Genomic DNA, 21,038 nt, shown 5'->3' with positions numbered 1-21,038 from the left:
CTTATCGCTCCTTTTCGAATTGTTCTACGGCCAGTTCCAATTGTTCTGCTTTTAATAGAGGAGATACGGACTGCTCTGTTTGCAATGTCAAAGCGGATGCTGCCAATCCAAGGCGACACGCTCTCTGGAAAGACTCTCCGTTTACAATGCCATACAAGAGTCCCGACGCGAACGCATCTCCCGCACCTGTAACATCTACTACTTCTGTTGGATATGGAAGCATATGCTCCTCAACGTCCTCGGATTGATAGTAAATGCCTTCTTCTCCCAAGGTCACGATGACGTGCTTGACGCCTTGTTCCCTGATCTTGCGGCAAGCCTCGGCGCATTCTTCGATCGTCGTGATCTTCATGCCAGCCATCAGCTCGGCTTCCTCGCGATTCGGCAAAATCGCCTCTACTCCGTCCAATTGCTGTGGGAGCTTCTTTGCTTTAATGGAAGAGACCGGGTCAACGAAGAGCAGGATGTTTTCCTCCCGGCAACGTTCGATGATGTAGGCCAAGCAGTCCGCCGGAATGTTTGTATCGATGAAAACCACGTGGGCTGCTGCAATGTGCGACCATTTTTCTGCGAACATCTCCGGTGTGAGAGCATCGTAAATATCCATGTTCGCCAAAGAAACAACCATCTCGCCGTCAATATCGAGAAGCGCCGTATACGTTCCCGTACGCTGTGTAGGCAGTCGCCACACTTGGCTGATGTGCACCCCGTGCTTTTTCGTCTCCTGCAAGAGCCACTCGCCTTCTTTGTCCTCGCCAACGCTGGTGATGAGGGACGTATTGCAGCCAAGACGACCGAGGTTCTCCGCGATATTCCGTGCCACCCCTCCACACGATTCCATAATCGTTACGGGATTGGATGAGTGTAGACGCACCTGTTGCTTGCCGCGTGCTTTGCGGTCCAGGTTGGCCCCACCGATACAAGCAATCATTCCTTCATCACGAAGTACATAAGCCCGTCCTTTGATTTCCCCGCGTTTGGTCAACTGTGCGATGTAGCCAGCTACCGCTGAACGTGAGATGCCAATCAGATCAGCCAGCTCCTGTTGCGTGATAAAAGGATTTTGCCGGATATGATGAAGGATCTGCATGTCTTTTTCCACGGTCATCCTCCTTTCTTCTGTTACGCTTTCACAGCTTGTTTACAAACAAAAGTCTATCACGTAGACAACTGTTTACACAAGCGTGTTTTCATTTTATTTTTTCTAAATTTGACAAATAGGAATGCAATCATGTAGGATTATCTTAAATTAGAGATATCGAAATCTCGATGTAGATGTAAAGGAGGGTCCATATGTCTGACAAACCACTGCGAAATGATCCCCTCGATCTTTTTGTCGTTTTATCAAGGTCATACAACTGGGTTACCGCTCACTCCAATCGTCACATTCGCGAGCATGGACTAAATCCAACTGAATTCGGCGTACTAGAGGTATTATTTCATAAAGGTCCTCAACCATTGCAGCAAATTGGCGAAAAAATATTGATCTCCAGCGGAAACATCACATACGTTGTGGACAAACTCGAAAAGAAGCAACTGCTCATTCGCAAGCCCTGTTCAGCAGACCGACGCGTCATTTTTGCAGAACTCACTGAAAAAGGGCATCAATTTTTGTCTGAAATCTTCCCGCCTCATCAACTCGCAATTGAGAAAGCGATGGAAGGTCTCACACCAGAAGAACAGCGTCAAGCAATCGAACTGCTTAAAAAATTGGGACGTACTGCTCAAGCTACTTATTAGACGAGCAGTCCCCGTCCCCGCTCTCCAACACTATCTTTCAAAAAAGTGTTGACAAAAGATCCAATACGTAATAATCTTAAAATCAAGATATACACATTAAAAGTTAGTCACTTACTAAACGGAAGGGGAATGAAATTTCCATGAGTAAAGTACTTTTTATTAAAGCAAACGATCGCCCAGTTGAGCAGGCTACAAGTGTAAAGCTGTACGAAGCTTTCACGAAAGCATACAAAGAAACACATCCAAATGACGAAATCGTTGAGTTGGATCTGTTTGCAGAAAACCTCCCTTATTACGGTAACGACATGCTGACTGCTATGTGGAAAGCAGGAAACGGCATCGAGCTGTCTGCTGATGAGCAAAAACGTGCTGACTTGGTTAACAAATACCTGAACCAGTTTACAGCAGCAGACAAAGTCGTATTTGCTTTCCCAATGTGGAACTTCACTGTTCCTGCTGTTCTGCACTCGTACATGGATTACCTCTCCCAAGCAGGTAAAACATTCAAGTACACAGCTGAAGGTCCAGTTGGTCTGATGGGCGACAAAAAAGTAGCTCTGTTGAGCGCACGCGGTGGCGTTTATTCCGAAGGGCCTATGGCTCAGATGGAAATGGCAAACAAATACGTTCGCACGATCCTCGGCTTCTGGGGCGTTAACAATGTAACCGAAGTAATCGTAGAAGGTCACAACCAATTCCAAGACAAAGCAGCTGAGCTCGTTGCAGCTGGTGTAGAAAAAGCAGTAAAACTGGCGGAATCCTTCTAAGGCCCGCCAGCCTTTTTGGGCAAATATCTCAAAATAAAGATATACTAATTAAAAGTAATTAAGGAGAGATGAAAAGTGTTGGATACTGGATTGTTGTTAATTCGTTTGGTCATTGGTTTGACGTTTGCAGGTCATGGTACGCAGAAATTGTTTGGTTGGTTTGGCGGTTATGGTCTGAAAGGAACAGGCGGCTGGCTGGAGTCCATCGGAGTGAAACCTGGCGTAGCGATGGCCTTTGTCGCTGGATTGTCTGAACTCGTTGGTGGTCTGATGTTTGCGGCAGGCGTAGGTATCTGGCCAAGTGCTATTTTACTTGCTTTCACAATGCTGGTTGCCATTCTGAAGGTACACGGGCAAAATGGATATTGGGTGACACAAAACGGATTCGAATACAACCTGACAATAATCGCAGTAGTTATTGGTGTAGCGTTGATCGGTCCAGGTGCATACATCTTGTTTTAATGGTAACTCCTCACAACCCGTAAGCCAGCAATTGTACTAAGGGAGGAACATCAGATGGAAATCCGCGTCTATACAAAGAACGAGCAAGCAAAAGGACATTTTGGCGACGGTGAAATCGTAGAGAACAAACCAATTGGCTTCCCTCATGAAGGCTCCGTTGTCAAACGGGTAGGACCACTTTTTTACTGGGCATGGGCAAAATCACTGAAGACATTTGAAATTCCGCTGCACCCTCACTCCGGCTTTGAAATTTTGTCGTATGTCCTTACAGGGACAGTCGGACATCGAGACACGCTCGGAAATCTTCAAGAGGTGTCGACAGGCGGCGCACAGATCATGCAAACCGGTTCAGGCGCGTACCATGCAGAAGATCTCGGCAAGGATACGGAAATGTTTCAAATCTGGTTTGAACCGCATCTGGCACAAACGACGAAGCAACCACCGACTTACCATCAGTATGATCATGAGGAGTTTCCGTCTGAGGATGTAGATGGAGTGCAAGTGAAGCACATCATCGGATCATCTGCGCCCATTCAGTTGGTCACGGATTCCTTTATGAGCGATATCACGATTCCCGCTGGAAAGTCGTATGCAAAAGAACTCCCGGCTGGTTATGCTCACGCAGTCGTCATAGTGGAAGGAAACGGAAGCGTTGCAGAGAAAGCAACTGTCAGCGAGAATCACACCCCGGCAACCAAAGGTGACTTTGTCGTTCTCTCCACCGAGGAAAGCAACACAGCCATCTACACAGCATCAACGGATGCTCCGCTCCGCCTGGTGTTGATTCAGGTACCAACTGAGGTTGATTATCCACTTTATCGTAAATAATCTACTCTTCCAAACGCCCTTATCCTATCATCAAGCCCGGCCGTCACATTTTTGTGACGGTCTTTTTCGTATAAACTCCGCCTCCTCATGGGACATTAACGAGGAAATCGTTAACAATTTTTGGTGTCGATCAGAAAGGAAGTTGAACGTGGAAGATATCGTGATGACCAGAGCCATTTTCGGGACGACTATGGCCTTTCACATTATTTTTGCGACCATGGGTGTTGGTCTCCCGCTCATGATCTTGCTGGTGGAGCTCCTCTTTTGGCGGACGCGTGACCGCGATTACGAGATTATGGCCAAACGCTGGACAAAAGCGCAGGCGATCTTGCTAGGTGTCGCGATCCCCTCTGGAACGATTGCTGGGGTCCAGCTTTCCCTGTTATGGCCTGGGTTCATGGCGATTGTCGGCAAGGTGATCTCGCTGCCTTTTCAGATCGAAATATTCGCTTTCTTCGTGGAAGCCTTATTTATGTCCATCTACGTCTACGCGGCTCACCGCCTATCCCGCAACATGCGTTTGCTGAGCTTGTTCATGGTTTTGCTTGGTGCGACGGCCTCCGCGATCCTGATTACGAATGTCCACGCCTTTGAAGGCACGCCAACTGGCTTTCGGATGGTCGATGGGCAGATTGTCGACGTGGACCCCTGGAAAGCTTTTTTTAATCCCAGCTTTTTCGTGACGGCAGGTCATGTAACTGTCTCTGCTTATATGACGGGGGCATTCATCGTCGCTGGAGTAGCAGCATGGAAAATGCTTCGCGCCGAAAAAGGGAGTCGGGTTTATTTGTATCACCAAAAAGCACTCTTGGCCGGTTTAATCGTGGGAGGCACCTTTTCCCTTTTAACTGCCTTGAACGGTCACGAGTCGGCGCAGCTTTTGCATGAATACCAGCCGGAAAAGCTGGCCGCTGCGGAAGGACTGTTTGAAACACAAGCATATGCCCCACTCGCGATTGGCGGCTTTACCGATCCCGAGACGAAAAAAGTCAAATACGCCATCGAGATTCCATGGGCGCTCAGCTTCCTTGCAGCCAACCGCTTTGACGAGGTCGTGGTCGGTCTGGACGACTTTCCAAAGGAGCTGTGGCCTCCACTCTACATCCATACGCTATTTAACGGGATGGTCATCATCGGCAGCTTGTTGATCTTCGTTGGTTTCATCGGCTTCGCTTGGAAGAAGCTCCTAAAGCGCTCTCAGTATCCCCGTTGGGTTCTCTGGGTCTTTGTCGTAAGTGGCCCGCTCGCCTTGCTAGGCATCGAATTCGGCTGGATATTTGCCTGCACTGGACGCCAGCCATGGGTGGTGTATCGTGTGATGAAAACAGTAGACGCCGCTACCCAAGCAGCAGGCATCTCTACTCTATTTTGGATTTTCCTCTCGGTGTACGTATTTTTCGCGATCATCACCCTACTCGTATTCCGTAGCTATTTTGGCCGCCATCCCTTGGAGCTCGATCCGCCAGAACAGCCGAAAGTGGACGGAGGAACAGCATGACCGATACGATTATTGCCATTACGCTGCTCTGGATTTTCGTTGTTATCTATTCCGTTGCGGCCTCCTTCGACTTCGGTGCTGGTTTTTGGTCGATGATCTATTTGAATCGGGAAAAAACCAAAGCCACTCAAATCGCCAATCGCTACCTCTCGCCCTCCTGGGAGGTCGTGAATGTCTTTATCGTGTTAATTGTAGTCGCACTCGTTACCTTTTTCCCTGGCGCGACCTACACATTGGCAAGCCTGCTGCTTGTTCCCGGATGTCTCGTGGTGTTATTGATGTTGATTCGCAGTACATTCATGGTGTTTTCTCATCTGATTCACAGGTATGACAAGATGCTCAGCATCGTCTCAGGCGTTACCGGGATATTGGTGCCAGCTCTGTTAATCAGCGTGCTCCCTGTGACACAGGGCGGGTTGTCTCGAACGATCAATGGTGTGGAGTCTCTCGATTGGGGACTCTTTTTGACCAGCCCGCACGTCTATTCTTTTATTGGTCTTGCCGTCAGCAGCACACTCTACCTCTCGTCGCTGCTTCTCGCGGACTACTCCTTCGTCGCAGGTGAAAAGCAAGCCTTCTCTGTCTATCGCCGGGATGCGGTGTTTCTGGGGCCGATTACGTTGCTTGCGGCATTGGTTACCGTGATGACGATGCAAATGGAGGCAAAATGGCTATATGAGCGCATTCTCGACTATTTGCCGTGGCTTATTGCATCGGCGGTCTGCTTTTTCATTAGCTATATCGCTCTCTTGGTACCACAAGATCGTCGATATTTCGGCATCCACCTTCCGCGGATTGCGGTCATTGTCGCCACGACGCAATACCTGCTCGCCAGCTATGCGTATGGTGCTGCACGCCTCCCCTACATCGTCTATCCCAATGTGACGATTGAGTCCAGCTTTACACACCCGGATACGTTCCACGCTCTGTTCATTTGTTATTTAGTCGGCTTTGCGATTCTCGTACCCGGTTTTATTTATTTCTGGCGTCTGTTTATGAGGGACGAGCAGTACGTCCGGCAAAAATAGCACTTTCGCAAAACGCAAAAGGAAAGAGGCTTCGCCCTGATACGGCGGAGCCTCTTTTTTTCGGTCAAAAGCACGATCAGAAGATTTTCTCTTCCTCCAGCATCATTTTTTGCTCAAACGGCGCCGTTAGCACGATCAATGTATAGGAGAAGCCGAAATCCCCAGTGCGTTCCGAGAAGGCAACCAATTCCTCCGTCGACCTTGTTACCACTTTCAGCATGTAGTTATACTCCCCACTGATCCGGTACATGTCCGTCACTTCCGGCGATTGCTTGCAGAAATCGATGAACGCCGCACATTGTTTGGTGCGGAACATGACAAAAGCAGTCGTGTGCTTACCCAGCTTTTCCTGAGAGATCGACGCGTGGTAGCCCGTAATGATTCCCTGCTCCTCCAAACGACGGACCCTCTCCTTCACGGCAGGCTGCGTCATCCCGATGATTCTCCCCAGCTCCGCAAACGGTATCCGCGAATTTTCGTGCAACAAGCTCATGATTTTGTAATCAATTTGGTCCACGCAGATCACCCTTTCAAATCCATAAGTGTTTTTCACAAAATAACTTGTATATAGAAATCCATCCATCGAAAACACCTTGGTTCATGTATGTAAATTATAGAAATCGTTTTGTAAAATGTCACTACATCAATTTTGTTAGCCCGAGGAGTGAACCACCTTGCCCAAAAAATTTTTAATCCTATTGCTGGCCTTGGGAGAATTCATGATTGGCACTGCTGAGTCAATCGTGACCGGAATCATCGGTATGATCGCAGATGACACCCATGTCTCCCTCTCCCTTGCTGGTCAGTTAGTGACCGCCTTTTCCCTTGCCTTTGCCTTTGGGGCTCCGGTCTTGATTGCGCTCACCGCGGGAGTAGAGCGCAAAAAGCTCATCCTTTGGACACTGTTTTCTTTCATAGTGGCAAATCTGCTCGCATCTATAAGCCAAAGCTTCTCCCTACTGATGGTATCCCGCATTCTACTGGGGCTTTGCGGAGGCATCTACACCGTGGTAGCTCTCGCGCAGGCTGCTAACATGGCCTCCCCGGAGAAAAAAGGCAGCTCCATCGCGATCATCCTCATGGGCTTCAGCCTTTCGCTCGTGCTTGGGGTTCCACTTGGTACCATGCTGGGAGACATCTGGGGATGGCGTCCTGTTTTCGCGCTCATTGCCGTCCTGACACTGATTCCCTTCTTTGCCATCCTCGCCTTTTTGCCGAAGCAGCAGGGGGAAGAAACCGTCCCGCTACGCAAACAATTGGCCGCACTCCGCAACAAACGGGTGATTCATGCGCTATGTATCTCTTTGTTCTTTGTCACAGGGTATTCCACCGTCTATACCTACATTACTCCGCTTCTACAGAGCACTTCCGCCATGACGACTGCTTGGGTAAGCACCACGCTTTTCTTGGCTGGCCTCGCTAGTGTGGCTGGCTCGCGGATCGGAGGCGTCTCCACCGACAAATGGGGGATTCGCACCACGCTGTATGTCAGCTTGCTTCTCCATGCGGCTATCCTGCTGATCCTGCCGCTGTCTTCGCAACTGTTCACGTGGGCAATCATCACGGTTATGTTCTGGGTCGCTGCCGTGCAAACCACCGTTCCAGCCCAGCAGTATTATTTGATCACGCTGTCCCCTCACTCTTCGCAGGTGGCCCTCAGCATGAACACCTCGGTTTTTCAGCTTGGGCTGGCGCTAGGTGCAGGACTTGGTGGAGTGATCGTAGACCATGTAGGTATCGTTCACATCAGCTGGGTCGGCGGTCTGCTCGTCCTCGTCGGCTTTGGCTTTGCCTGGGTTTCGTTTGCTCAGGAAAAAAGGCAGAAAAGCTTGCAAGCGTAAAACGTAAACTTTGCACTGGAGACTAGAAAAACCCGCCAAGGCTTAACGCCCGAGCGGGTTTGCTTTTTTCATCATTCCATCGACTAAACCAACGCTGGCTTTTTCTCCAACATGGTGCCTTCCTGCGCGTAACGTACGTGCCAGGAGAATGCCTTTTCCAGTACATGCGGAGTGTGTCCGCCACGTGTGAGTGCTTCCTCGTAGTACGCCATCAATTGATCGCGGTACATCGGATGCGCACAGTTCTCGATAATTTTGATGGCTCTCTGGCGCGGAGCCAAGCCTCTCAGGTCAGCCAGGCCTTGCTCAGTGACGATAATATCTACATCGTGCTCGGTATGATCCACATGGGAGGCAAACGGAACGATGCTCGAGATGTTTCCACCTTTGGCAATCGATTTGGTTACGAAAATACCCAGACGTGCGTTACGAGCAAAATCACCAGAACCGCCGATACCGTTCATCATTCTCGTACCCGATACATTGGTCGAATTGACGTTGCCGTAGATGTCCGCTTCAATCGCGGTATTGATCGCAATCAGACCGAGGCGGCGAATCAGCTCTGGATGGTTCGTGATTTCTTGCGGACGCAACAGCAGTTTGTCCCGGTATTGGGCGAAATTCTCGGTGACATGCTTCATCTTTTCAGCTGTCAGCGTTATCGAACAGCCAGAGGCAAACGAAATTTTACCTGCATCCAGCAAATCAAACACCGCATCCTGCAACACTTCCGAGAAGACCGTCAGATCCGTGAATTCCGAATCCAAAAATCCGTTGAAAACCGCATTCGCTACCGACCCAATCCCCGATTGCAATGGCGCGAGATTGTTCGGCAAGCGTCCCTCTTTTACCTCCTGACGCAAAAACTCGATCAGATGCGCCGCGATCTGCGCCGTTTCTTCGTCCGGCTCCACAATCGTCGACGGAGAATCCAACTGATTCGTCAGGACAATCCCTTTTACTTTATCCGGATCGACAGGAATCCCTGCTGTGCCGATTCGCTGATCCACGGACGTGAGCGGAATCGGTTCACGCTCTCCTTGTTTTGCTGGTGTATAAATATCATGGATGCCTTCCAACTCCACCGATTGAGCCATATTCAACTCAATGATGACATGCTTGGCATTTTCTACGAAAATATTGGAGTTCCCCACGGACGTAGCCGGAATGATCATGCCCTCTTCTGTGATTGCAACCGCTTCCACAATCGCGTAGTCGACCGCGTCTATCGCTCCCTGACGAATCGCTTCCGCTGTATGAGACAAATGCTGGTCAACGAACATCATGCTGCCATCGTTGATTTTTTTGCGCATAACCGGATCAGCTTGAAAAGGCAATCGCTTGTTGATGATCCCCGCTTCCGCCATCACGGCATCCACATCGGAGCCAAGTGAAGCTCCTGTATATACGTTTACGCCAAAAGGCTTGTTCTCTTTTTTCGCCAGCTCAGCCAATGCGAGCGGCACGACCTTGGCATCACCAGCACGCGTGAAACCACTTAACCCGATCGTCATGCCATCCTCAATCCATCCTGCTGCTACCTCAGCCGTCACGATTTTATCTGCCAGTCGTTTATCGCGTAAGCGTTCCCACATCATTGTGACCTCCCATGCCATCTTTGTTGCCTTTTACACTAACACACGGATTCTGAGCGGGCACTCGATTTTCAGCAAAACAGAATATTTACGCGGCTATCAAGAAAAAACGACAGCGAACCGTTCTCATTTGTCAGATATTTCAGAAGCCGAGCAATTGCCGAAACGAGCTGGCGTACGACTGGCTCACAGGAACTCTCGTCTTTTGCTTATCCTTCATTTCCAATAAAAACGTCGAATGAAAATGCGGGTGAATAAAGCCGATCGATTCCATATTGACGAAATAGGAACGATGACAACGCACAAATCGCTCTTGCGGGAGCATGTACTCCAGTTCAGCCATGTTGTATTTGTTCGCATATGATCCACTAGCCGTGTGCAGAAGCGTTTTTCCATCATGAGAGCTAATATAGACGATCTCTGTTAACGGAATAGGCAGCCAGCCAGCCTCCCCTTTTCCGACTAAAAACGATAGACGCGCCTCCGGATTTGTCAGCGGAACGCTTTGAGGGGGATAGATGGCGGTAATACAGCCCACGACCTGACCATTTCGCACTAATGGAAGCGAGAGTCCGTAGTACGGCACACCAAAAATACGACTCTCCACCTGATGCCCCACTTTTCCCATTTCCAAGAGCGCTTGATGTGTAGCCGAGCCAATGGGAACGAGATCCCCTGGCGTAATTTTCAAATCAATATTCGAACTCGGTTGATAGTACAAGTATTGTGATCCGTCCGAGATCGCAATCGATACCCCGTCTGGCACGACTTCCCCAATCATTTGCAGCACCTCTGGAACCAATCTGTCCTCCATGCTGATTCCTCCTGCTCGTGTTATTGCTTTTTCTATCTTCTATCTCCTATTAAAACACATTTCCCTACCACCAAATCAATCCTTGTCTTTCCTCTCTATACAAGCGAATCCATCCGATTACAGCCAGGCATTGTGCTATCATGAGATTACAAAACATTCACGATTGTTTAAGCAAAGGCGGTGCAGCATGGACCACACCATTGTCTTGATTGCAAAAGGAACGGACACTCTCGAATTTTTGTTAAAGGAGCTGCGGGCTTATTTCGAGCCGTATTGTAAAGTCGTCGGTTATGCCAGCCATGAGCACATTCCCGATTTGAGCGGAGTCGATCATGTCTTTATCACAACCAAATCCCCGGAGCTGTACACAGTTGCCCGTCAAGCTGTTGCTGACTCCGTACCCATCACGGTTTTAAACCGTTTTTTCGAGCTGCACAAAATGAAAGCCCTGATGCAGATCCCTCCGGGGACGACCGTCCCTGTTATGAACAATTCGCCAGTTTCCGCACAGGAGGTCATCCAAAATCTATTAGAGGCGAACGTCGATCATTTGAATTACGTTCCCTTTCACCCTGGCTGTACATTTGATGATCTCGAATTTCAATACGCCATCATCATGAGCGTTCCTGACGTACCTCTTCCTCCTCATGTGGAGGTGATCGATCTCGGTTTTCGCAAAATCAGCATTCATGACCTGATTGATACCGGTCGCAAGGTAGGTGTGCCTAGTGAATGGGAGCGCGAGTACTTGTCTGCCTTCATTGTAGAAATGTCTGAGCTCGCGAAAATGCTCGGCACCTCCTACGCAGAAGTACAGAAACTCAACAGCCAGCTACAATCTACCTTTCAGGCAGTCAAAGACCCCGTGATCGCTTGCAATGAACAAGGTCTGATCACGTTTATAAACGACGTCGCCGTTGAGCTGTTTTGTCCACATGCATCTACCATTGTTGGACAACCATACACGGTGTTGAAGGAGCACAGCTTGCTGCAACCCTTTTTTGAACAGGATGATCAGGAGGACGCCCTCGTAGCCATTGATCACAAACAATTTATCGTCAGCAGTCAAAGCATCCGCCGTAGGCATGAGCATTTAGGCTTCGTTTGTACGCTAAAAGACGTGACTGAAATCCAACGCTTGCGAACCACGCTTACGTTGCGCGGTCATACAGCCACCTACTCCTTTTCCGATATCAAAGGACAAAGCCAACCGCTGCTCCAATCCATCGAGCTCGGCAAAAAGATGGCAAAAAACAATCAAACGATTCTGCTGACAGGCGAAAACGGAACGGGAAAAGAGCTGTTCGCCCATGCCATTCATCAGCACTCGCTACGCAAAAACGGCCCCTTTGTCGCAATCAACTGTGCCTCCTTGCCAGAAAACCTGCTGGAGAGCGAGTTGTTTGGCTACGAAGACGGTGCCTTTACAGGAGCACGAAAAGGCGGAAAGCCCGGCCTGTTTGAGCAAGCGGATGGCGGGACGATATTTCTCGATGAGGTGGGGGACATCTCTGGGGCCATTCAGGTCAAGCTGCTTCGCGTACTGCAAGAAAAGCAGGTCATCCGCGTGGGCGGTACGGGAATTCTTTCTGTGGATTGCCGCATCATCGCTGCTACCAATCGCGATTTGGAAGACGCTGTTTCCCAAGGAAGCTTTCGCGAGGACCTGTTCTATCGTTTGGCTGTCCTGCCGATCCAAATTCCCGCTTTGCGTGAGCGAATCAGCGATATTCCCCTTCTCATCGATGAGCATCTGGAGCAGCAAGGTATTCGCAAAACATGGTCGCCAGAAGTCATGGAGCTATTCTATCGACATGACTGGCGGGGGAACATTCGCGAACTGAAAAATGTCGTCGACTATGCCATTACAGTAAGCGAGCATCCTGTCATCGGCATTCAGGATCTCCCCAAACGATTGACGGATAGCCTTTTCAAAAAGCAGCAGACGGCTTCTATCCCCAATTTGGACGACAACCGCGACCTAGACATTTTGTATTGCTTGCATCATTATTACGTATCCAACAAACCAGTCGGGCGTTATCAATTGGCGCACTCTCCCGAACTGCAATCCGTAGGCTGGACGGAGAGCGCACTGCGGCACAAGCTAAAACTGCTGGAACAGCAAGGTTTGGTGCGTTCAGGCACAACTCGACAAGGAACCTCCATCACCCCCGCGGGTATCGAATTGTTGCGAAAACACGGGCGGATTTAGCATCCGCCCATTGAATAATAGGATGTATTAGGCTGCATAAAACCTAATAAACATTCCTAAAGCTCATTTTCTTCCCTTCCCTTGCCGTTGAAAATCCACTGAAAACGCTTATATTCGGGAAATTTCGACACTTGGCACGACCCTTGCTTGTCATAAGCAAAAAAAAGCGAGGTGACCTCATGTCTACACATCCATTGAAACCTGCAAAGAAACGTTTTTCTGTGCCGCATACCTATGCCATTCTCTTTATCATCATCATTTTGGCAGCCCTGGCTTCCTACGTGCTTCCGGCTGGTGAATTCGATCGCGTCAAGGACGCTGCCTCAGGCAAAACCATCGTCGTCAACGGCAGCTACCATCCTGTGGAAAGTGATCCGGTCTCGTTCTTTGACATGTTCAAAGCGATTCCAGAAGGGATGCAAAAAGGTGCGCAAATCATTTTCTACATCTTTATTGTAAGCGGTGTATTCGGAATCATCCGCCAGACAGGAGCGATTGAGGCCGGGATCAATAAAGGTGTCCGACACTTGGAAGGTCGGGAAAAGCTGCTCATTCCTGCTTCCATGTTCCTCTTCTCCATTGGTGGATTTACGATGGGAATGGCAGAAGAAAGCATCATCTTCGTTCCGATCGGTATCGCGCTGGCTCGTGCAATGGGCTTTGATGCCGTAACAGGTACAGCCATGATCACCATGGGGGCAGCAGCCGGCTTCATGGGTGGGATGATCAATCCATTTACGGTTGGGGTGGCACAGTCCCTCGCGCAATTGCCGCTCTTCTCTGGTCTTACCTTCCGCGCTGTTGTGTATGTCTTCGTACTCGCTTTTGCCATCTGGTACGTCATGCGCTATGCGTATCGTGTCAAAGCAGACCCGACCAAGAGCGTGCTTTATGGCGTGGAGAATCACGCAAGTCAAGAACAGGCAACAGTAGACATTCCCGATCTGAATGCACGCCACAAGCTCGTTTTCCTGGTAATGGTCTGTGGCCTCGCCTTCAACGTATACGGTGTATTCAAGTACGAATGGTTCCTGACCGAGCTTACCGCTTCCTTCCTGATCATGGGCCTTGTTGCTGGTCTCGTCGGAGGTTTGTCGGTCAATACGCTGTTTGATTCCTTCGTCGCTGGTGCGAGAGCTGTTACGTTTGGAGCGCTGATCGTCGGTTTTGCCCGTGCGATTACGGTCGTCCTGGAAGACGGAAAAATTATCGATACGATGATTAACAGTCTGACTTCGGCGATTGGTCATTTGCCAGATGCCGTAACCGTTCTGGCTATGTTTGTAATTCAAGCCTTTCTCAATCTCTTTATTTCTTCCGGTAGTGGACAGGCAGCGACAACAATGCCGATCATGGTACCGATTGCGGACTTGCTCGGCATCCAACGTCAGATTGCGGTTCTTGCCTTCCAATACGGCGATGCGGTCACCAACTCCATTATCCCGACTTCTTCTGCGTTGATGGGCTATCTGGCTGTTGCAGGCATTCCGTATGAGAAATGGGTCAAATTCATTTGGAAGCTACTAGCAGGTTGGGCCGTGATCGCCTCAATCGCGCTCATTGTAGCAGTGACAATCGGCGTTTCGTAATAAATGAGCTAATTCACTAAACTGGCTGCGTCAAATAGATTGGCGTACGAACAAACCGATGGAGGAACCATGCGCACAACGATCAAACAATTGCAGCCCGCCATTTTTTCTCTATACGAGCATTTACACCAGCATCCAGAGATAAGCTGGGAGGAAGTCCAAACTACCTCATTCATTGCTGACTTCTTGAAAAAACATCATTGCCACGTCACTACCTTTGATGACGTGACGGGAGTGGTTGGCGAATGGGGCGATCTGACGCCAGGAAAATTGACTGTAGGCGTACGAGCAGACATGGACGCCCTTTGGCAAGAAGTAAACGGCGTCTTTACCGCAAATCATTCCTGCGGACACGATGCGCATATGACCATGGCATTAGGCGTCCTCATGGTTCTGCAAGCAATGGACGTCCAGCTCCCTGGGCGCCTAAAGCTCATTTTCCAGCCAGCAGAAGAAAGCGGAAATGGCGCACTTGCGATGGTGAACAAGCAGGTAGTGGACGATATTGATTTTCTGTACGGTGTCCACCTTCGTCCCATTCAAGAAATCCCACGCGGTACAGCTGCTTCTGCCATCATGCACGGAGCGGCAGGTACAGTATTCGGGCACATCAAGGGTGCCGATGCTCATGGCGCACGGCCTCACCTCGGAGTCAACGCTATCGAGGTAGCCGCTGCGATTGTCGAGCAGTTAAAAGGCATTCATCTCGATCCGCTCGTCCCTTATTCCGTCAAAATGACGCAGCTTTCCGCTGGCAGCAAAAGCAGCAATATCATTCCGGGCTCGGCGCAGTTCCACTTGGACCTACGGGCACAGACGAATGAAGTCATTCACGCCCTATTTGCCCGTGTCGAGCACATTTTGCAGCACGTTTCCCGTCTATATGAAGTTGAGCTGTCTTACGAGATCACTGAACGCGTCTATGCGGCGGAAGTGAACGAAGAAGCGAGACTGATCATGGCGGATGCCATTACCCAAACCTTTGGGGCAGAAAAGCTCGAACCGCCGATTCAGACACCGGGCGCGGAAGACTTCCACTACTACACCAAGGAACGGCCACAGCTTCGTGCGACCATGCTTGGTTTAGGCTGTGGCCTGACACCAGGACTTCATCACCCGCAGATGACTTTTGAAAAAGAAGCGCTGCTAGACGGCATCGAGATTTTGGCAAGAACGGTATTGAATACGTTTGAGCGACAATCCAAATGAACGGTTGAGGAGAGATGAATATGAAAATCGAACGCGTGGACCTGCAACGAATCAAAATTCCGTTGAATTCCCCTTTTGAGACGAGCATGGGAGTCGAAACCCACAAGGAATGCATTCTGGTACGTGCGTACAGCGGTGCCCATGTCGGCTTCGGTGAAAGCGTCGCGATGGACGTCCCTGTTTACAACGAGGAAGATGTCGATACGGTCTGGTACATGCTCGAAAAGTATTTGATCCCGCAGCTGTTTTCACGGGAGATCGAGCATCCTGATGATGTATCCCGCCTCTTCTCTTGGATGCGCCGCAACCACATGGCCAAAGCTGCCTTGGAAGGTGCCGTCTGGGATTTGTACGCCAAAATGAACGGTCTCTCCCTCTCCCAAGCATTGGGCGGAACTCGTACGACGATTGACGTCGGTGTGAGTATCGGAATCGAGCCGACTATCGAAAAACTGCTGCAACGCGTAGAAGGCTTCATCCGTGACGGCTACAAAAAGATCAAAGTGAAAATCAAACCGGGCTTTGATGTCGAGCCAATGCGTGCGATCCGCAACACATTTGGACCAGATGTTCCACTGATGGCGGACGCAAACTCTGCGTATACGCTGGCAGACATGGAGATGCTGAAGGCTTTAGACGGCTTCGGTTTGATCATGATTGAACAGCCATTGGCTCATGATGACATCATCGACCATGCGACCTTGCAAAGAGAACTGAAAACGCCGATCTGCCTCGATGAAAGTATCCATACAGTAGAAGATGCCCGCAAAGCTCTCGAGCTCGGCAGTTGCCGGATTATCAACATCAAAATCGGTCGCGTAGGCGGTCTGACAGATGCCAAGAAGATTCATGACCTGTGTGAGAAACGCGGCGTACCTGTATGGTGCGGAGGAATGCTGGAGGCAGGAATTGGACGGGCGCATAATATCGCGATGGCCTCGCTTAGCAACTTCACGATTGCCGGCGATACATCCCCTTCGCATCGCTACTTTGCGGAAGATATCGTGACACCTGTCATCGATTTTGCAGCACCTGGCATGCTGGCTGTACCGACAACGCCAGGGATCGGTTTTGACATCAATGAGTCTGCCATTCGCAATGCCCTGATCGAGCATAAAAGCTACTATGCAAATCGGGAGTCTACTACGACAGTCATTCCTACCTGGTAGATGACGCTCATTCGAAGTGAAAAAGAACAGAGAGTGCCCATTGGCCTCCCTGTTCTTTTTATTTGTGAGATTTTATTAATCCGTAATCGTCAAAAGCTTGCACAAATTACGTTCGGCAAGAGCTCTCTTCTCCGACGGGAACCGCTTTAAGAGATCCAACGCAGCATACGGAAGCTTCAATGCATGAGGATCGCTGTAGAGCCTTTCCCAGTATAGCGGTGAAAAAATTTCCTCGAAAGCTGGCTCCTTCACCTCATCCTCTAAAGTGAACGGAGGAACATGGCGATTCAAATAGATTTGAAGACGATGGTTTACGATACCAGGCTTCACAATATCCTCATAACCGAATCGCTCTAGATCTGTTAACGCATGAGCCTGTGTGATGTTATGAACGACCTCGCTTGCCAAATGATAACGTACCCCGTTAATATCACGCGGCGGTATAACCAAATGTAGCTCGTCAAACGCCCGCTCTGCCATCTCTGCTGTTGTATGGTAAGGCGCAACATCGTCGTCTTTGACATCATCAATCGTCATGCCATGGTAATTCTCGATGCCCCAATAACGGTCTTTCCTGTCTTCTGTCGTCGCTTGGAGAATCCTGACTAGGCCATCCACCACAGTCGGAGTGATCATATCAGGGCGTTCGCGCAGTGCTTTTAATGCCAACACACCTAGTGCTAGTCCATGGCCTGATGTCCGAAGCTGCTTCACATTTTGCTGGAGGCCATCGATGACGTGCTGTAACAAGGAGGGGTCAGCTTTCTCGTCTTGATCTAGTGGAACAAACCATTCAGGTTTTTGCTTGCGGAAGGATTCGCATGTCCGCTCAATGCCCTCTTTTACATGTTCAGGGAGATCGTGCTCACGATCCATGAAGTACCCTGCCAATAAAGCTGCCCCATAATGACCGTCGAACCATCCTGCTACAGCTGCACGTGCCATTCCCGTAATGCCAAGCTCCAAGTAAGAATCAAGTAAACGCATGTAACCTCCTCCTTTTTCCATTTATGCACCCATAGTATAACATACATTTTTGTTTGTAAAGTATAATATCGGTTTTTTTCGCACATGGAAAAAGGCCCCGAATATCCGGAGCCCTTCATCCTACTCGCTATCATTTTCCTTACTTAATCCAGCTTAAATTCCACTTCGTCTGTCTCTGGGCGATAATCGACAACCAGCCCTTTTCCATTCATATACCACAGCTCATCTTTTTCCATATAAAATGTGATGCCATCCTCTACTGCCGAAATGCCGATTTCATTCGGCAACTCTTTGGCAATCCCCATCGAGAATGAATCCTGGACCGTACTAACGCCTCCGTACCGGACAAAAAAACGAATGCTGTCTCCTTCTTTGCATCCCCATTCTTCCCGAAACCATGCTACCGCTGCTTTAGTGATCGTCATGTTCATGAGTACAACCACTCCTCTCTGCTTATAGTTTACCTCAATTTAGAGATATTTGAAACATAAATGTATGTTAAATGGAATTGCTCCACTATCTGAAAAAAGAACCGATTCCCTACTCTGGGAAAACGGTTCTTTCCATCTGTTTACGGCTTTATTGGAAGTGTAACCAAAAAACTGGTTCCGATACCTACCTCACTGCTGACCTGAATTTTTCCGTGATGAGCATCCACGATCCATTTGGCAATAGAAAGCCCCAAGCCTGTTCCTTCTGTCGCACGAGAGCGCATTTTATCCACCCGGAAGAAGCGATCAAACAAATACGGAATATCCTCCTTGGAAATCCCGATCCCGCTGTCTTTTACAAGAATCGAAACGCGACCGCCTTCCTTTTTGCAAGAAACATAAATCCGGCCATCTTCGTTCGTGTACTTCAAGGCATTGTCCAGCAAGATAACCATAAGCTGATGCAGACGTTCTTGGTCCCCCACCATCTCAATGGGTTGCTGGATGTCTGTTTCGAGGCGAATTTCCCGTGCGATGGCAAGTTGTGCAAAAACCTGGGTGCATTTGATCGCTACCTCGTCTAAGCGCAGCGTCTGATTCATGATCTGCAACTCGTTAGAATCACTGCGAGCCAGTGTGAGCAAATCCGAGACGAGCCTGCTCAAGCGCTTGGCCTCCTGCATCCCAATCATGATTTTTTCACTTTCCTGCTCAATCGTGTGATCCGGGTGTTTGAAAAGCCTTTCTAGATTGACCATGATGGCCGTGAGCGGCGTCCTCAGCTCATGAGAAGCATCGGCAATAAACTGCTGCTGCTTTTCCCACGAGACTTGGATCGGGATTAGTGCCCTTCTCGCCAAAAACCACCCAGCCACAATCGCAATGACAATACTGATAATGTCGCCGATCATGACAACGTATAGCAAGCTGTCCAGCACGTTTTGCTCAGGCGCCAGATTGTAAATCAGTTGAAACTGGTACGCAGTCTGTATCCGATTGCCTACAACGACCTTTTTCGGAACAGTAACTGTCTGCATGCGGTAGATTTGCCCATTCACTGTTTTTGTTTCGATTCCGTCTGCTTTTCCGTTATGCTGGAATTTTGCATACTCCTCTGGCTCCAGCCTATCACTAAATGCCGTCCCGATGACACGACCAAAGCTATCCCAGACGAGCAAAACATATCGGCGATCTAGATCGTTAAACTTTTTCCTCTCCTGACGGTTGTATGGAAAAGGGTCGTCTTCAATACGATGGAGTCGAGGCAAAGCATCAACTGCCAGCCTTTGGCTGACTTTGGTCATTTCTCGATCCACCTGCGAATAGAGACGGTACTTCATCGTGTAGTAGACTGCGCTACCCAGCCCGTTCAACAAGAGAAGCACCACTACTACGTTCAACGTTACGAGCCGAATCCTCGTTTTTCGAAACATCATTTGTTTTCCTTTTTCAAAATGTAGCCCACATTGCGGATCGTTCGGATGAAGCCTTCGTAAGCACCCAGCTTTTTACGCAGGTAGTGGACATACAAATCGACCACTCCGTAATTCGCTTCTGAATCAATTCCCCATACGCGGTCAAAAATTTGTTGGCGCGTCAATATTTGCTCCCGATTTTGCAGGAAGTACTTGAGTAGCTCGTACTCCTTCGTGGTTAACTTCATCGGCTCATCATCAACAAACCCGTCATATTCATTTATCTTCAGCGATAGAGGACCGTATGCCAGCTCGCCTTCTGTGTTCTGTTTCCCTTGTCGACGCAAAAGGGCTCTCACTCTCGCCGTCAGTTCTTCGGCCGCAAACGGCTTGACCAAATAATCGTCTGCTCCGGCATCCAATCCCTCGACTCTCGACTCTACGCTATCTTTTGCCGTTAAAAATAAAACCGGCGTCATTATCCCTTTTGTACGCAACGTTCTCACCAGTGAAAGACCATCCATTCCTGGCATCATAATGTCTAGGACTAGCAAATCGTAGATGCCGCGTTCCGCCAATAACAAGCCGTCATCTCCGCGGTCTGCCATATCCACCTGATATCCTTCGTCGGCCAGGACTCCTGCAATTGTCTGAAGCAGCGCTTTTTCATCCTCCACTGCAAGAATAAGCATATTAATCCCTCTTTCATTTGAAAAAGCTGTATGTCATTCAGCATAGCATAATCGACTGGAATCACAATAATGACCACACTCGCCGATCTTGGCTGTGCACACGCTCCTTTCATTAGAGCACGTATTTTTTTGAATCAGATTTGTACGTACTGGCGGAAATACAAAAAAAGCTGCATTCTCCATTACTTTTAACAAGTAATCGGGAATACAGCTTTTCGCCTCATTCCTTCAAAACTGAATACGCATGATTGCTAAGAGTGTGTGGATAAGTCCTCGACCGATTAGTATTCGTCAGCTCCACGCGTTACCGCGCTTCCACACCGAACCTATCAACCTCATCGTCTATGAGGGGTCTTACCAGCTTGCGCTGTGGGAAGTCTCATCTTGGAGGGGGCTTCACGCTTAGATGCTTTCAGCGCTTATCCCGTCCGCACATAGCTACCCAGCTGTGCCACTGGCGTGACAACTGGTGCACCAGCGGTGCGTCCATCCCGGTCCTCTCGTACTAAGGACAGCTCTCCTCAAACTTCCTACGCCCGCGACAGATAGGGACCGAACTGTCTCACGACGTTCTGAACCCAGCTCGCGTACCGCTTTAATGGGCGAACAGCCCAACCCTTGGGACCTACTTCAGCCCCAGGATGCGATGAGCCGACATCGAGGTGCCAAACCTCCCCGTCGATGTGGACTCTTGGGGGAGATAAGCCTGTTATCCCCAGGGTAGCTTTTATCCGTTGAGCGATGGCCCTTCCATGCGGAAC

The 21,038-nt window shown here is 49.3% G+C and carries 19 protein-coding genes and 1 rRNA gene (1 of these 20 only partly in view); 11 read left to right on the top strand and 9 right to left on the bottom strand.

The features are described 5' to 3' along the window. Window position 1: 1 nt before the first annotated feature. Window positions 2-1,102 carry a carbohydrate kinase gene (locus BBR47_RS02155; RefSeq protein ID WP_041749211.1) on the bottom strand — a complete coding sequence of 367 codons (1,101 nt, stop codon included), beginning with the start codon at window positions 1,100-1,102 and terminating at the stop codon, window positions 2-4. Window positions 1,103-1,293: 191 nt separating this feature from the next. Between BBR47_RS02155 and BBR47_RS02150 the strand changes: the two genes are divergently transcribed. The 6 genes from BBR47_RS02150 to BBR47_RS02125 all read left to right on the top strand — a co-directional run bounded on the left by BBR47_RS02150 (window position 1,294) and on the right by BBR47_RS02125 (window position 6,323). After that, on the top strand, window positions 1,294-1,740 hold the full coding sequence (locus tag BBR47_RS02150; RefSeq protein ID WP_012684120.1) for a MarR family winged helix-turn-helix transcriptional regulator: 447 nt from the start codon (window positions 1,294-1,296) through the stop codon (window positions 1,738-1,740). A 140-nt stretch (window positions 1,741-1,880) separates the two neighbouring features. Further along, a complete protein-coding gene (locus BBR47_RS02145) occupies window positions 1,881-2,507 on the top strand; it encodes an FMN-dependent NADH-azoreductase (RefSeq protein WP_012684119.1) in 627 nt (208 codons plus the stop codon). Window positions 2,508-2,582: 75 nt separating this feature from the next. Beyond that, window positions 2,583-2,969, top strand: coding sequence for a DoxX family protein (locus tag BBR47_RS02140; RefSeq protein WP_012684118.1), 387 nt, complete (start codon window positions 2,583-2,585; stop codon window positions 2,967-2,969). Between the two features lie 54 nt (window positions 2,970-3,023). Further along, entirely contained in the window at window positions 3,024-3,797 is a 774-nt protein-coding gene (locus BBR47_RS02135; RefSeq protein ID WP_012684117.1) for a pirin family protein, read from the top strand. A gap of 163 nt (window positions 3,798-3,960) precedes the next feature. Then, window positions 3,961-5,295, top strand: a complete 1,335-nt coding sequence (locus BBR47_RS02130; protein WP_012684116.1) for a cytochrome ubiquinol oxidase subunit I — start codon at window positions 3,961-3,963, stop codon at window positions 5,293-5,295. Further along, the gene (locus BBR47_RS02125; protein ID WP_012684115.1) at window positions 5,292-6,323 is read left to right on the top strand and encodes a cytochrome d ubiquinol oxidase subunit II; all 1,032 of its coding nucleotides are present in this window, start codon (window positions 5,292-5,294) and stop codon (window positions 6,321-6,323) included. The genes BBR47_RS02130 and BBR47_RS02125 overlap by 4 nt, the downstream gene beginning before the upstream one ends. Window positions 6,324-6,399: 76 nt before the next feature. Here BBR47_RS02125 and BBR47_RS02120 read toward each other — a convergent pair whose 3' ends face one another. Beyond that, the gene (locus tag BBR47_RS02120) at window positions 6,400-6,840 is read right to left on the bottom strand and encodes an Lrp/AsnC family transcriptional regulator (RefSeq protein WP_012684114.1); all 441 of its coding nucleotides are present in this window, start codon (window positions 6,838-6,840) and stop codon (window positions 6,400-6,402) included. A 157-nt stretch (window positions 6,841-6,997) separates the two neighbouring features. Between BBR47_RS02120 and BBR47_RS02115 the strand changes: the two genes are divergently transcribed. Then, a complete protein-coding gene (locus BBR47_RS02115; protein ID WP_012684113.1) occupies window positions 6,998-8,164 on the top strand; it encodes an MFS transporter in 1,167 nt (388 codons plus the stop codon). 83 nt (window positions 8,165-8,247) lie between these two features. Here the strand turns inward: BBR47_RS02115 and BBR47_RS02110 are convergent, their stop codons facing one another. Next, complete coding sequence (locus BBR47_RS02110) at window positions 8,248-9,759, bottom strand: acetyl-CoA hydrolase/transferase family protein (RefSeq protein ID WP_012684112.1); 1,512 nt, start codon at window positions 9,757-9,759, stop codon at window positions 8,248-8,250. Between the two features lie 142 nt (window positions 9,760-9,901). Then, complete coding sequence (locus BBR47_RS02105) at window positions 9,902-10,573, bottom strand: LytTR family DNA-binding domain-containing protein (protein ID WP_012684111.1); 672 nt, start codon at window positions 10,571-10,573, stop codon at window positions 9,902-9,904. A gap of 187 nt (window positions 10,574-10,760) precedes the next feature. Here BBR47_RS02105 and BBR47_RS02100 point away from each other — a divergent pair, with 187 nt between their 5' ends. The 4 genes from BBR47_RS02100 (at window position 10,761) to menC (ending at window position 16,752) form a co-directional block, all read left to right on the top strand. After that, window positions 10,761-12,785, top strand: a complete 2,025-nt coding sequence (locus tag BBR47_RS02100; RefSeq protein ID WP_041749209.1) for a sigma 54-interacting transcriptional regulator — start codon at window positions 10,761-10,763, stop codon at window positions 12,783-12,785. A 179-nt stretch (window positions 12,786-12,964) separates the two neighbouring features. Further along, window positions 12,965-14,374 carry a YfcC family protein gene (locus BBR47_RS02095; RefSeq protein WP_012684109.1) on the top strand — a complete coding sequence of 470 codons (1,410 nt, stop codon included), beginning with the start codon at window positions 12,965-12,967 and terminating at the stop codon, window positions 14,372-14,374. Between the two features lie 69 nt (window positions 14,375-14,443). Continuing rightward, entirely contained in the window at window positions 14,444-15,583 is a 1,140-nt protein-coding gene (locus tag BBR47_RS02090; RefSeq protein WP_012684108.1) for a M20 peptidase aminoacylase family protein, read from the top strand. A 20-nt stretch (window positions 15,584-15,603) separates the two neighbouring features. After that, window positions 15,604-16,752, top strand: coding sequence for an o-succinylbenzoate synthase (gene menC / locus BBR47_RS02085; RefSeq protein WP_012684107.1), 1,149 nt, complete (start codon window positions 15,604-15,606; stop codon window positions 16,750-16,752). Window positions 16,753-16,827: 75 nt separating this feature from the next. Here menC and BBR47_RS02080 read toward each other — a convergent pair whose 3' ends face one another. From BBR47_RS02080 to BBR47_RS02060, 5 genes are all read right to left on the bottom strand, one after another. Further along, the gene (locus BBR47_RS02080) at window positions 16,828-17,739 is read right to left on the bottom strand and encodes a hypothetical protein (RefSeq protein WP_012684106.1); all 912 of its coding nucleotides are present in this window, start codon (window positions 17,737-17,739) and stop codon (window positions 16,828-16,830) included. A 143-nt stretch (window positions 17,740-17,882) separates the two neighbouring features. Further along, window positions 17,883-18,170: a HesB/YadR/YfhF family protein gene (locus BBR47_RS02075; protein ID WP_012684105.1), complete on the bottom strand. Its 288-nt coding sequence runs from the start codon at window positions 18,168-18,170 to the stop codon at window positions 17,883-17,885. A gap of 140 nt (window positions 18,171-18,310) precedes the next feature. Beyond that, window positions 18,311-19,606 (bottom strand): sensor histidine kinase, encoded by a 1,296-nt coding sequence (locus BBR47_RS02070; protein ID WP_012684104.1) that lies wholly within the window; start codon window positions 19,604-19,606, stop codon window positions 18,311-18,313. Beyond that, entirely contained in the window at window positions 19,603-20,277 is a 675-nt protein-coding gene (locus tag BBR47_RS02065) for a response regulator transcription factor (protein ID WP_012684103.1), read from the bottom strand. The genes BBR47_RS02070 and BBR47_RS02065 overlap by 4 nt, the downstream gene beginning before the upstream one ends. A 261-nt stretch (window positions 20,278-20,538) precedes the next feature. Then, window positions 20,539-21,038 (bottom strand): 23S ribosomal RNA (locus BBR47_RS02060) (it continues 2,429 nt past the right edge of the window).

Source organism: Brevibacillus brevis NBRC 100599, from assembly GCF_000010165.1.
Taxonomy (GTDB): Bacteria; Bacillota; Bacilli; order Brevibacillales; family Brevibacillaceae; genus Brevibacillus; species Brevibacillus brevis_D.
The sequence above is the reverse complement of the archived record's forward strand: the minus strand, read 5'-3'. Positions and strand labels throughout refer to the sequence as shown.

What these genes read in the sequence shown, in the direction of transcription:
- BBR47_RS02075 (WP_012684105.1), bottom strand. Translation starts at nt 18,170, where the DNA reads ATGAACATGACGATCACTAAAGCAGCGGTAGCATGGTTTCGGGAAGAA.
- BBR47_RS02105 (WP_012684111.1), bottom strand. Translation starts at nt 10,573, where the DNA reads ATGGAGGACAGATTGGTTCCAGAGGTGCTGCAAATGATTGGGGAAGTC.
- BBR47_RS02095 (WP_012684109.1), top strand. Translation starts at nt 12,965, where the DNA reads ATGTCTACACATCCATTGAAACCTGCAAAGAAACGTTTTTCTGTGCCG.
- BBR47_RS02125 (WP_012684115.1), top strand. Translation starts at nt 5,292, where the DNA reads ATGACCGATACGATTATTGCCATTACGCTGCTCTGGATTTTCGTTGTT.
- BBR47_RS02090 (WP_012684108.1), top strand. Translation starts at nt 14,444, where the DNA reads ATGCGCACAACGATCAAACAATTGCAGCCCGCCATTTTTTCTCTATAC.
- BBR47_RS02145 (WP_012684119.1), top strand. Translation starts at nt 1,881, where the DNA reads ATGAGTAAAGTACTTTTTATTAAAGCAAACGATCGCCCAGTTGAGCAG.
- BBR47_RS02070 (WP_012684104.1), bottom strand. Translation starts at nt 19,606, where the DNA reads ATGATGTTTCGAAAAACGAGGATTCGGCTCGTAACGTTGAACGTAGTA.
- BBR47_RS02150 (WP_012684120.1), top strand. Translation starts at nt 1,294, where the DNA reads ATGTCTGACAAACCACTGCGAAATGATCCCCTCGATCTTTTTGTCGTT.
- BBR47_RS02130 (WP_012684116.1), top strand. Translation starts at nt 3,961, where the DNA reads ATGACCAGAGCCATTTTCGGGACGACTATGGCCTTTCACATTATTTTT.
- BBR47_RS02065 (WP_012684103.1), bottom strand. Translation starts at nt 20,277, where the DNA reads ATGCTTATTCTTGCAGTGGAGGATGAAAAAGCGCTGCTTCAGACAATT.
- BBR47_RS02110 (WP_012684112.1), bottom strand. Translation starts at nt 9,759, where the DNA reads ATGTGGGAACGCTTACGCGATAAACGACTGGCAGATAAAATCGTGACG.
- BBR47_RS02100 (WP_041749209.1), top strand. Translation starts at nt 10,761, where the DNA reads ATGGACCACACCATTGTCTTGATTGCAAAAGGAACGGACACTCTCGAA.
- BBR47_RS02135 (WP_012684117.1), top strand. Translation starts at nt 3,024, where the DNA reads ATGGAAATCCGCGTCTATACAAAGAACGAGCAAGCAAAAGGACATTTT.
- menC (WP_012684107.1), top strand. Translation starts at nt 15,604, where the DNA reads ATGAAAATCGAACGCGTGGACCTGCAACGAATCAAAATTCCGTTGAAT.
- BBR47_RS02080 (WP_012684106.1), bottom strand. Translation starts at nt 17,739, where the DNA reads ATGCGTTTACTTGATTCTTACTTGGAGCTTGGCATTACGGGAATGGCA.